General features: G+C 62.1%; 12 protein-coding genes. 8 read left to right on the plus strand and 4 right to left on the minus strand.

The genetic code is table 11. The features are described 5' to 3' along the window. Nucleotides 1–22: 22 nt before the first annotated feature. From menB to menC, 3 genes are read left to right on the plus strand one after another with little or no spacing between them, the layout of a single operon-like run. Nucleotides 23–841, plus strand: a complete 819-nt coding sequence (gene menB / locus ABSB13_RS09310) for a 1,4-dihydroxy-2-naphthoyl-CoA synthase (RefSeq protein WP_428107616.1) — start codon at nt 23–25, stop codon at nt 839–841. Continuing rightward, the gene (locus tag ABSB13_RS09315; RefSeq protein WP_428107618.1) at nt 838–1,737 is read left to right on the plus strand and encodes a 1,4-dihydroxy-2-naphthoate polyprenyltransferase; all 900 of its coding nucleotides are present in this window, start codon (nt 838–840) and stop codon (nt 1,735–1,737) included. Before menB ends, ABSB13_RS09315 begins: the two co-directional genes overlap by 4 nt. Before the next feature lie 41 nt (nt 1,738–1,778). Next, nucleotides 1,779–2,825: an o-succinylbenzoate synthase gene (menC, locus tag ABSB13_RS09320; RefSeq protein ID WP_428107637.1), complete on the plus strand. Its 1,047-nt coding sequence runs from the start codon at nt 1,779–1,781 to the stop codon at nt 2,823–2,825. A 97-nt stretch (nt 2,826–2,922) separates the two neighbouring features. Here the strand turns inward: menC and ABSB13_RS09325 are convergent, their stop codons facing one another. After that, nucleotides 2,923–4,842, minus strand: a complete 1,920-nt coding sequence (locus ABSB13_RS09325; protein WP_428107619.1) for a linalool dehydratase/isomerase domain-containing protein — start codon at nt 4,840–4,842, stop codon at nt 2,923–2,925. 19 nt (nt 4,843–4,861) lie between these two features. Then, on the minus strand, nt 4,862–5,233 hold the full coding sequence (locus tag ABSB13_RS09330; RefSeq protein WP_428107621.1) for a hypothetical protein: 372 nt from the start codon (nt 5,231–5,233) through the stop codon (nt 4,862–4,864). A gap of 273 nt (nt 5,234–5,506) precedes the next feature. Here ABSB13_RS09330 and ABSB13_RS09335 point away from each other — a divergent pair, with 273 nt between their 5' ends. Both ABSB13_RS09335 and ABSB13_RS09340 read left to right on the plus strand, forming a co-directional pair. Beyond that, entirely contained in the window at nt 5,507–6,244 is a 738-nt protein-coding gene (locus tag ABSB13_RS09335; RefSeq protein WP_428107623.1) for an ImmA/IrrE family metallo-endopeptidase, read from the plus strand. Next, nucleotides 6,241–7,230, plus strand: coding sequence for an ABC transporter ATP-binding protein (locus tag ABSB13_RS09340; protein ID WP_428107625.1), 990 nt, complete (start codon nt 6,241–6,243; stop codon nt 7,228–7,230). The genes ABSB13_RS09335 and ABSB13_RS09340 overlap by 4 nt, the downstream gene beginning before the upstream one ends. A gap of 198 nt (nt 7,231–7,428) precedes the next feature. Here the strand turns inward: ABSB13_RS09340 and ABSB13_RS09345 are convergent, their stop codons facing one another. Continuing rightward, a complete protein-coding gene (locus ABSB13_RS09345) occupies nt 7,429–7,650 on the minus strand; it encodes a hypothetical protein (protein ID WP_428107626.1) in 222 nt (73 codons plus the stop codon). A 428-nt stretch (nt 7,651–8,078) separates the two neighbouring features. Here ABSB13_RS09345 and ABSB13_RS09350 point away from each other — a divergent pair, with 428 nt between their 5' ends. The 3 genes from ABSB13_RS09350 (at nt 8,079) to ABSB13_RS09360 (ending at nt 10,040) form a co-directional block, all read left to right on the plus strand. After that, on the plus strand, nt 8,079–8,558 hold the full coding sequence (locus tag ABSB13_RS09350) for a hypothetical protein (protein ID WP_428107628.1): 480 nt from the start codon (nt 8,079–8,081) through the stop codon (nt 8,556–8,558). Beyond that, entirely contained in the window at nt 8,555–8,890 is a 336-nt protein-coding gene (locus ABSB13_RS09355) for a hypothetical protein (protein ID WP_428107630.1), read from the plus strand. Before ABSB13_RS09350 ends, ABSB13_RS09355 begins: the two co-directional genes overlap by 4 nt. A 364-nt stretch (nt 8,891–9,254) precedes the next feature. Continuing rightward, a complete protein-coding gene (locus ABSB13_RS09360) occupies nt 9,255–10,040 on the plus strand; it encodes an ABC transporter permease (RefSeq protein WP_428107632.1) in 786 nt (261 codons plus the stop codon). Nucleotides 10,041–10,048: 8 nt separating this feature from the next. On the opposite strand, the gene ABSB13_RS09365 is transcribed toward ABSB13_RS09360, so the two are convergent. Beyond that, the gene (locus ABSB13_RS09365; protein ID WP_428107634.1) at nt 10,049–10,816 is read right to left on the minus strand and encodes a 3-hydroxyacyl-CoA dehydrogenase; all 768 of its coding nucleotides are present in this window, start codon (nt 10,814–10,816) and stop codon (nt 10,049–10,051) included. Nucleotides 10,817–10,964 lie beyond the last annotated feature (148 nt).

Consider the following 10,964-nt stretch of genomic DNA (forward strand, 5'->3'; position numbering starts at 1 on the left):
CAACACTTTAAGGAGAACCGCAGTGCAAATCGAATGGCATGACGCGCACGATTATAAGGACATCAGATTTCAGAAGGCCGAAGGAATCGCGCGAATCTCGATCAACCGCCCCGAAGTTCGCAACGCATTTCGTCCACTCACGGTGACGGAGTTGCTCGACGCCTTCGCGCGCGCGCGGGAAGACGGCGAGATCGGCGTGATCATCCTGACCGGTGAGGGCACTGAGGCCTTTTGCAGCGGCGGCGATCAGCGCATCCGCGGCGAGCAGGGTTACGTCGGCACCGACGGCGTTCCGCGCCTCAACGTGCTCGACCTGCAAAAGCTGATTCGCAGCATCCCCAAACCTGTAATCGCGATGGTGGCCGGTTTCGCGATCGGCGGCGGTCATGTGCTGCACGTAGTATGCGATCTGACTATTGCCGCCGACAACGCGGTCTTCGGCCAGACCGGACCCAGGGTCGGAAGTTTCGACGGCGGGCTGGGCGCGTCGCAACTCGCGCGGCTCGTCGGTCAGAAAAAAGCGCGTGAGATTTGGTACCTGTGCCGGCGCTATAGCGCGGCCGAAGCGCTCGATATGGGATTGGTCAACGTGGTTGTGCCATTGGCGGAATTAGAAGAGACGACCGTCCAGTGGTGCCGCGAGATTCTCGCTCAAAGCCCGATGGCGCTGCGATGCCTCAAGTCGGCGTTCAATGCCGAGATGGATGGGATGGCGGGAATCCAGGAACTGGCTGGAAATGCCACCCTGCTCTACTACATGACGGAAGAGGCGCAGGAAGGCCGCAACGCCTACAACCAGAAGCGCAAGCCCGACTTCTCGAGATTCAAGCGCGTGCCGTGAGTGCTCAAGCGATCGAAAATCTGGATCGGCCAGGCTTTTCGGTTTGGCTTGCCGCTGTTCGACCGCGGACCTTAACCGCTGCCGCGGCGCCCGTGATTGTGGGTTTGGCTTTGGCGCATCGCAGCGGCCACGTGAGAGCGATGCTCGGGTTAATGACCCTGCTCGCGGCATTGCTGATTCAGATCGGCACCAACCTCGCCAATGATTATTTCGATTTCGTCGCGGGTGCCGATACCGCGGCGCGGCTCGGACCGCTTCGCGTCACGCAGGCAGGCCTGGTCGAGCCGTCAACGGTCAGGAACGCGGCGCTTGGCGTGCTCGGCCTCGCGGCGCTGATCGGATGCTACCTCGTCTCGGTCGGTGGATGGCCGATCCTGTGCATCGGGATCGTGTCGTTGGTGGCGGCAATCGCGTACACGGCCGGACCCTGGCCGCTCGCGTACAATGGATTGGGCGACGCGTTCGTGTTTGTATTTTTTGGCCTCGTGGCGGTGAACGGGACGGTGTTTCTTCAGACCGGCGCTGCGACCTCGCTTTCCATGGCAGCCTCGATTCCGATTGCATGCCTCGTCACCGCAATTCTGGTCGTGAACAACTTGCGCGACGTCGATACCGACGGCCGCGCCGGGAAGCGCACGCTTGCGGTGCAGTTCGGACAAGATTTCGCGCGCGCCGAGTACGGCGGCCTGGTTGTGATCGCGTTCCTGATGACGCCGGTGCTCGCCTGGCTCGGCGGCGCGATGTTGTTGTTGCCAATCGCAGCCACGCCGCTCGCGTTTGAGGAAATACGCGCGATTTTCCGACGTACGGGAGCGGAGTTGAATCAGAGCCTCGCGCGAACCGCCGCGCTTCATCTCACCTACGGGCTGCTTCTGACCCTGGCGCTCATCCTTTGAAGATCACGGCCGCATCGATCACTCCATTTTGCGCGCGCCTCGTGCGGCCGCTCTCGACTGCGCGGGGACGAATCGGATCGCGCGAAGGATTCGTGTTGACGCTAGAATCCGACTCCGGTGAGCGGGGAATGGGTGAGGCCAGCCCCGCGTATTGGCTCGGCGGTGAGCGAATAGCGCAAACGCGCCGCGCGCTCGAATCGATCGTTCAAGGTGTCGATCGCCATCGCGATTCCGACGAACTGCGCAGCCTGATCGATGAGAATAGTTCCGGCGGCTCTCCTTTTACGGCCGCCGCAACATGCGCGCTCGACACCGCGCTGATCGATCTCAGCGCGCGTATCCGCGGAGTTCCGATGGCATCCGTGCTGGGCGGCGAATCGATTGGCCCCGTGCCGATCTGCGCGCTGTTGGCAGGCCGGACCTTCAAGGAGTTGACCCAGGAAGCGCGCATTGCCGTCGGCAATGGGCACACGTCCTTCAAGCTCAAGGTTGGTGCGCGCCCGATCGCGGCGGACGCCAGGAAAGTTGCATCGTTGAGAATGGCGATCGGAAACGATTTCTCAATCCGTCTCGATGCGAACCGCGCATGGACGCTGAATCAGGCTGAGGCTGCGCTGCATGCGTTCCATCCATACGGCATAGAGTTCCTCGAAGAGCCTTTGCGCTCGCCGCAACCGGGCGACATGCGCCGGCTCAGCGATGCCACCGGGGTTGCGCTCGCTCTCGATGAATCACTCAGCGGCGCCGCGGCGCTCAGCGCGTTTATCGATCACGATGCCGTCGACTACCTCGTCTTGAAGGCAGCGCGGCTCGGAGGCCCGACTCGATGCGTCGAAATTGCGCGACTGGCGGGGACCGCCGGAATCAAAGTCGTGGTCACCGATTCTATCGAGAGCGCGGTTGGCATGAGCACCGCCGTGCATCTCGCATCGGCGCTGTCGCGTCGTGGAACCGCAGTCGGTGCGGGCGGCGCGCGATTTTTTCCGGCTGGATCGTTTTGCGGAGTTGAGTTCCCCTCCGCCGCGCAGGTTCTTCCCGACGGTCCGGGTCTGAACGTCTCGTCTTACAGATCTCGAAAAGCCAAATGACGCAGACGCGTCGACGCGCTTCCCGCCGAGGTGAAGGCGGCGCGCCTCGTCGTCGCTGACCGCCCCGCCGCTTGCGCGTCGCGCTTGGTTCCTCCAATCAGACTGCCGGAACGATATGGATCGGCGTGCGGCCGTGAAGCTCGACGGATAGCGATGCCGTGCCGTTGTCGTCAACCGCAAAGGCGTGCTCCGAGTCGTTGCGCATCGCGTATTTGGCGCCCGGCCGCAGCCGCTCGATGCGAATCTCATGCGGACCAGGTTTCGCGCCCGGATAGAGCACAAGCTCGAGGTCGTCGCCGTTGCTGAACGCGCGCGCCACCAGCACCTCGGGATACTTCGCATCGGTGAGAATCGGTCCGCGCAACGACGCCTCCGGCGGGCCCTCCGCGATGGTCCTGCGAAAGTCATCGCGGCGATGAATGCGCGCACGCATCGCCATCGCGTTCGAAAGATTTGATCCCTTCGAATATCGCAGTACGCCGCCGTCATCGGCGCGGCCACAATCCCGATCGAGCGCGCGCAGGGCTGCGTCGGCAATTTCGTAATCACCGAACTCGCGCGCGGTATCCATCAGCGTCGCGTACACGCCGGTATAGCCCGATTTGTAATTGCCAAAGTCGAATCCCTTTCCCGGGATCGAAAGCCGCTTCGCGCCGGTCTCATCGGACTTGATGATGTATTTCAAATCCTGTCGCGCCGTCGCCCACATCCGTTGCGCGCGATCGGGCGCGAAGCAATTCTCAAATCCGGCGAAGAGCGCATCTGCCGCCGGAAATGGAAAACTGATTCCGGTCAGCGAGGAGCGCAGCCCGATGATGCTGCCGCTGTAGTCGGTGAATTCGGTATCGAGATTCTTGAGCCATCGATCGAGCACGCTCGGAACGTATTTTGTGCCGAACACGCGATCGTAGATCTTGAGCGACGTCATCCCGTAGTGATTGCAAATCGGATAGATCCAGTTCGGCTCGCACGGATAGAGGCAGAATTCCGAATCGAGGAAATTCTTGGCCACCGATTGCGCGATGGTGTGCGCGTCGTGATGGAACACGCGATGCATGTTGCGCCGAAACGGCAGGCTTCCCGGCGCGGCGTAGCGGCGGTCTCCGGTAGTTGACATGTACATGCAGAGCTGGATGCCGAACCATCCGGTGAGCATGATGTTGTCCTTGGCCGCGGGATCCGGATCGGTCAGATTCAAATGTCCCCACGCCGACTCCCATAGCCAGTAGCCCCAGATTCGGCGATCGAGATACAGCTCGATCAGGTTGCGCTGCGCCTGCGAGAGATATCCATGAAAGCTCGGCGTGTACATGCACTGCAACATTCCCAAGCCGTAACCCAGGTGATTGATCTGATAGCGCAGCGCCGAAGTCTGGAACTGATCGACCTTGTCGTAGCCGTTCATCTGACCGATCGGCTGGAGCGCGCGATCGAGCGCATAGCGCGACGCTGCGAGCTCGTCGGGCGTGAGTTCGCGCTCGGCCATCGCCGGCACTGGCGCCGCAACTTCGATCGCTTCGGCGATCGCCGTCCCGATGCTGCGCTTGCGCGCCTCGAGCTTCGCAAGCTCGGCAGTCTTGCGCGCCTGCTGCCGCTGATATGCATAGATGCCGATTCCCGCGACTATCGCGGCGACGAAATATGGCGCGAGAAACCAGCTCTGCTCGCCCACCATCTTACCGGCCAGCAGCGCCGAGCCGAGCCATACGATGATGGGCGCAATCACCATCCCGGCGCCGAACCATGCGAACACGGCAAGCGCGAACAGCGCCAGCGTCAGCATAAACAACAGGATCGCCCATCCGCCAACCGCGAGGAATCCGCCGCCGGGAATCCACAGGCCCAGCCCCGCAGCCTGCAGCGACGGCGACATGCCAAGGATCGTCGGCAGCATGCCGAAGATGCACATCGCGCCGTAGATCATCGCAATCCGGCGATGACGCGCGGAGGTCACCGGCCCGACGGCCGTTTCTCTTCGAATGAATGCCTGAGCGATATCGCCTGGTATAACGGCCACGGCTGTTCTCCTCGATTCCTTATCTCATGCAAACGGGAACCGGCACGCTCGCGACGCGGGCGAGGTCGTGGTGATTATGATGCGTGTGCAGGTGGTAGCCGTATGCGGCGCCGCTCGCCAGCAGAATCTCTATCGATGCGGCAATCGCCAGTGTGCGCAGTCCCAGGCCGCGACTCGGCTGCGCCGGCGTGAGCGCGGGCGCGGCGCCAATCAATCGCCACTCGGTCGCGGGATTACCCGGCGCGTCGTCGAGCGTATCGCCCGATCTCAGCACGAATCGTCTGATAGCGCCGAAGCCCAGCACGACCTGGCTGACGATGAACGCTGCGAATGCGCAACACGGCATGAAAATAGTGCCCTCACAGAGTTCATCGTATAAGGCGGAGTCCAAAGTCAAATACGCAGCTTTGACGGTAGCCGGCCGCCTCGTACTCCTGCTGCGCTGGCGCGTCGAGCGCCTCGCCCGCCATGCCGCACGCACGCGCGGGCCGCGCCACCCTGACCTGGGATTTCGCGGGGGCGCGCGCTGTTATACAAATCATTAATCGCCATCGGCCGCGGGATCCGATCGCGGGATGTAACACGACATGGCAGATGACAAAAATTCTCTGCGATCCAAGAGCAGCGTTTTCGTCGATGGACCGTCGCGCGGCACCGTAACCAATTGAGGAAGCCAATCGAAACGACAGCGATGGCGCTGGCGGCATTTGCGATGCTCGCGGGCGGCGTCGTGATCGGCGCGAATTCGATCCACGCCGACGACGACTGGCAGGTGATCGAGCGGCATACGACCAACGCGCCGGCGGACACGAGCGCGGGTGCCGCGCCCGCTGCCAAAGCCGCGGGCGGCGCGCTGGTGGCGTGCGGCGAAGCGGCGCGGCCGGCGGGCGAGCCGTACAAGACGATCGTCGAACAGCTCAACGATATGTGGGGAACCAACTTTCCGGTTTACGAATCGCTCGGAGCCGGCTCGCCTCACGCAAGCAGCGGCGGATGCATCTTCTACAACCAGCAGTTCCTCGACAGCCTGTTTCAACGGTGGATGGGAATCGATGACCCGGACACCGTTCGCCCGATGCTCTACGCGATCTTCGCGCACGAGCTCGGCCATCTCGCGCACGCTGACTTCGATCCCGGCAATGCCGGCGTTCCGGTGAAAAACAAGGAACTCGCCGCGGATCATTTCGCCGGCTACTCGCTCGAGCGGATGGGGATTCGGCGGCTCGATCCCGTCGAAGTGACGCGCTACTACCAGCTCACGGGCGACGACTTTGTCGGCGCCGCGTCGGGGCACGGCAACGGCGGCGAGCGCACGACGGCGTTTCAGGACGGATGGCATCGCGCAGAACTCGGACTGACGGAGCAAGGCACGCGGCCCGCGGGCGGACTGGGCCAACCGTGAGCGCCTCGACGATCTCGAATCGATCGCAGACCGCGGACGACGCGATTCGCGGTGAATCCGCCGCGCTCGACGCGCGCGCGCTGGGCTTTCGCTACGGCGATCGCGAGGCGCTCAGCAACGTGACTTTCTCGATCGCCCGCGGCGAGTTCTTTGGCTTCCTGGGACCCAACGGCGGCGGCAAGACCACTTTGTTCAAGCTGCTCTCGACGCTGGCGCCGATTCAATCGGGAAGCGCGCGAATGTTCGGTCACGACCTGGCGGGAGAAACCGGCGCAGTGCGGCGGCGGCTCGGCGTCGTGTTTCAGCATCCCAGTCTCGACGGCAAGCTGACGGTCGGCGAGAATCTCGCCTATCACGGTCATCTGTATGGAATCACCGGCCCGCGGCTGCGCGAGCGGATTGCGGCGATGCTCGAGCGGCTCAGACTGTCGGCGCGCGAGCGCGACCGGGTCGAGACGTTGTCGGGCGGACTGCAGCGCCGGGTCGAGCTGGCCAAGGCGCTGCTCCACGAGCCGGAGCTGCTGCTGCTCGACGAGCCCAGCACGGGGCTGGATCCGGCGGCGCGCCGCGAGTTTGCGAATTACCTCGAGCATCTGCGCGAGCGCGAGGGCGTGACCGTCGTGCTGACGACGCATTACATGGAAGAGGCGGAGCGATGCGATCGGATCGGGATGCTGCACCAAGGCAAGCTGGTCGCAATCGCGCCGCCGCGCGAACTCAAGTCCGAGGTCGGCGGTGACGTAATCGTGATTCGGGCGCAAGCGCCTGAACTCCTGCAAGGAAAAATCCTCCAGCGCTTCAAGCTCAAGAGCCAGCTCGTGGACGGCGCGATTCGTATCGAACGAACCCGCGGGCACGAATTGGTTCGCGACCTGATCGACGCATTCGGCGAGGAGATCGAATCGGTCTCATTCGGCAAGCCGACTCTCGAGGACGTATTCGTGCACCTGACCGGGCATCAGTGGCAATCAGACATCGAGCCCTAAGAACACCTTAACACTTCGGCTACTTAGCGATTTCTCGCGCGACGGTCTGCCAATCGTCTGCCGTTCGAGCAACCGGCACAACCCGGCATCGCGACTGAAAACCCGACACGGGCCGTCGTGTGCGAAGTGTCGCGCTATTTCGTCCGGGCGGGGCTGGGCGCGATTAGGGCAGTCGGCGCGCGAGAAGGCGGCGGCGACCTAGTCGTACAACCCGCTTTGGCCGAGGCGGGTAGTGGTCGTGTTGCCGCTCGCGTCGGTACAAATTTTATCGACGTAGCCGCCCCACGGGTACCCGTGGGTCGACTCTTTGCACCGTGTACCATCCGGCATTTGCGGTAGCGCGCCCGATGCGGAACATCCAACGGCGGTCATGAGAGCGAGCGCCAGCAGCAAAGCTTTCGCGGTAATTTTGATTCTCATGGCACCTTGGTTGTGCGCTGGGGTACAGCCCACAAGCGCGAGCCCGGCTGCGTGGCGGAGATTCATTCTCCATGGGTTAGCAGACCGCAGCGCGCTCGACAACTTCGCCCCACGACAAAAGCGGCTCGGCAACGGGCCGCCCTGTTTGCAGAAACCTTCCGGCAACCAACGCTCGCTGCCCTTGCGAACCGTCTCGTCTCGCGGTTTGATGACGGAATGTCGAATTGGCTCTCGACCCTTCGAGCACTGTTTGTTGGTTTGCCGCTATCCTTCGGGCCGCCACCGCTGGAAGTTACGCGCGGCAAATACGCACGCAGTCCGCTGAAAGTGCGTGGCGGGCGCGCGAGAGCGCGCAGAGCGGTGCGAGATGAGCGCGGACGATTCGTTTGCGAAGCGTCGAGTGAGGATTCAGGAGATTGTTGAGGGTGTTGGACGTGCAAACTCTCGCCAACATCGCAAGCATCTTGGGAGTTGCGATCACGATAGGCGGCTTTGCGCTCACACTGGTGCGTATTAGAAAATCGCAGACCGCCGTTGAGGACGTTAAGGAACAAATCCGGAACTTGAACGCGATTCAGGAAGTCGCCGCAGCGATCAAAAGTCTCGACGAGATTCGAAAGCTCCATCGTGCAAAATCTTGGACCGTCCTGCCCGACCGGTACACTTCGCTCAAGCATCAACTGATCGCGATCAAAGAACGCACCTCGATTTCGCAGAAACAGCGGTCGAGCATCAGAGAGGCTATACAGCAGCTTTCTACCATGGAAGCGCAAGTAGAGAGTACCTTGTTCGGAGGAACTGACGATCTAGCGGTCGATCGTATGAACGAAATTACTTCGGGCCTTATCGACGATTTGGCCGCTGTGCTAGTGGACCTACAAAACGAAATTGATGTACTGAGGCATTGAAGAAAATGGTAGAGGAGAAGGTCGGTCAGCTCATAAAAGTGATTCTCGAAAAGACCAAAGCGCGCGAAGTCGCTTGGAAAAAAACCTCAAACAAGCGACAGTTTCTAACGGTCTTTCCGAAATATGTAGTCTCGGTTGAAGGTCCGGACTATTCCCCAACCTTCCGATTGCACAACGAGAAAGGCGAAACCATCGACGAAATTACGATTCCTAGTTTGAGCAGCGCTGCGCAAGAAGAACTGAAAGAGCTTCTCTTGGTAGCGAGACGGCAAGCCTCCGGCGGCGAAGAAGCGGTAGATGAGCTACTGAGAACCCTGTCCGAGAAGAAATGAGGCCGAGGAAAGGGGACGACGGTAACCCGAAATGGACTACGACGAAGAGTTGCTAGAAGTATTCTGTAAACTAGCCGGACTTGCCTTCACGCCACCATCTCCGCGAGCTTGGCGTCCCACTTCGTCAGCGCGTCGCGCTTTTCGGCTTCGTACTCGCGCCTGTCGAAGTTGCTCCTTGCCGGGGAACGAACGTCTGCCAATCGTCTGCCGAACCCCGCCGAACTCGGCCCACTAGGTCGATCCCGCTTTCAAAGAGACTCCCCATTTTCATTGAGTTTCTGATACGTTGCGATCGATGCTGATCCATCCCATACTCACCGGGCATCAGTTCTTCGCGGATATGGCGCAGACGGATTAGACGAAAATGCGCGAAATTTTTCTTCAGGCCGCAACCCTCTGGCAGCGCGAGATCGTGCGCTTCATCCGGCAACCGATCCGCGTGATGAGCGCGATTGCGACGCCGCTGGTTTTCTGGCTGCTGCTCGGCGCCGGCCTGCAGGCGTCATTCAAGCCGAGCGGGATGCCGGCCGGTATCGATTACGCGCAATACTTTTATCCCGGCGTGATCGTGCTGATGCTGCTGTTCACGGCGATCTTCGCGACCGCCTCGACCGTGGACGATCGCCGCCAGGGCTTTCTGCAGGGCGTGCTGGTCGCGCCGATCTCACGCGCGACGATCGTGCTCGGCCAGGCGCTTGGCTGCACGACGCTGTCCCTGATGCAGGGAGCGATCTTCCTCGCGATGGCGCCGCTGGCGGGAATCCGACTCAGCCTCGAAGCGATCGCGGTATCGGCCGCGATGATGGCGCTGATCGCGTTCGCGATGACCAGCATCGGGCTGGCGATGGCGTGGCGAACCGAATCGACGCAGGGCTTCCACGCGTTCATGAACATGCTGCTGCTTCCGATCTGGATGCTGTCGGGCGCGGTCTTCCCGGTGGCGGGTGCGCCGGCGTGGTTCCAGTGGACGACGCGGTTGAATCCCCTGACCTACGCGGTGGATGCGCTTCGGCGGGGACTGTATCTCGCCGAGCCGGCCGTAAGCGGCGCGACGATGCCGATGGGATCGTCGGTGGCGATTGCGATCGCGTTTGCCGCGTTCGCCTTTATCCTGGCGACGCGCGTCGCGCGCACCGCCTCAACGATTTAAGCGGCGACCTACCGCGGGGGCATCCGCAGTGCGCCATCGAGCCGAATCGTCTCGCCGTTGAGCATCCCGTTCTCGACGATGTGCCGCGCGAGCGCCGCGTATTCAGCCGGCTTGCCGAGGCGCTGCGGAAACGGAATCTGCGCGGCCAGCGCTTTGCGGTTCGCCTCGGGCAAACCCGCCAGCATCGGAGTCTCGAACGTTCCCGGCGCGATCGTGCAGACGCGGATGCCGAGCGACGCCAGGTCGCGCGCTATCGGCAACGTCATCGCAACCACGCCGCCCTTCGACGCCGAATAAGCAACCTGCCCGATCTGTCCGTCATACGCGGCGACCGACGCGGTGTTGATGATCACGCCGCGCTCACCGTCGGCGCCGGGCTGATTTTTTGCCATCTGCGCCGCGGCCAGCCGGGTGACGTTGAAGGTGCCGATGAGATTGACCGCGATCACCTTGCTGAACAGGTCCAGCGAGTGCGGGCCTTCCTTGGTGACCGTGCGCATCGCGCGGCCGATACCGGCGCAGTTTATCGCGACATTAATCAGACCGAACTTCGCCACCGTTTTCGCAATCGCATCGGTCACCTGGTCGGCGCTGCCTACATCGGCCTGGACGAAGATCGCATTGGCGCCGAGCGACTCGGCAACTTTGGCGCCGGGCGACGCCGCTAAATCGAGAATCGCCACCTTTGCGCCAGCCGACGCGAATTCGCGGACGGTTGCCTCGCCGAGTCCGGAACCGCCACCGGTCACAAGCGCGACCACATTTTTAAGATCCATACCAACCTCGCGTAGATAGATGATGCAAACGCGAAGACGTTACGACCGCAGGCACAACGATGCAACCGGGATGGAAGGATGAGGAAAGAATCACCTGCGGCAGGGGTGACCCCTGCACCCAGTATTAAGGCCGCCCGCCGTTGGCGGG

Origin of the sequence: Binatus sp. (SeqCode), from assembly GCF_050013435.1 — a bacterium.
Taxonomy (GTDB): domain Bacteria; phylum Desulfobacterota; class Binatia; order Binatales; family Binataceae; genus Binatus.

Bases quoted from the DNA above. Each gene is read 5' to 3' on its own strand.
- ABSB13_RS09345 (WP_428107626.1), bottom strand. From the start codon at position 7,650: ATGAGAATCAAAATTACCGCGAAAGCTTTGCTGCTGGCGCTCGCTCTC.
- ABSB13_RS09360 (WP_428107632.1), top strand. From the start codon at position 9,255: ATGCGCGAAATTTTTCTTCAGGCCGCAACCCTCTGGCAGCGCGAGATC.
- ABSB13_RS09365 (WP_428107634.1), bottom strand. From the start codon at position 10,816: ATGGATCTTAAAAATGTGGTCGCGCTTGTGACCGGTGGCGGTTCCGGA.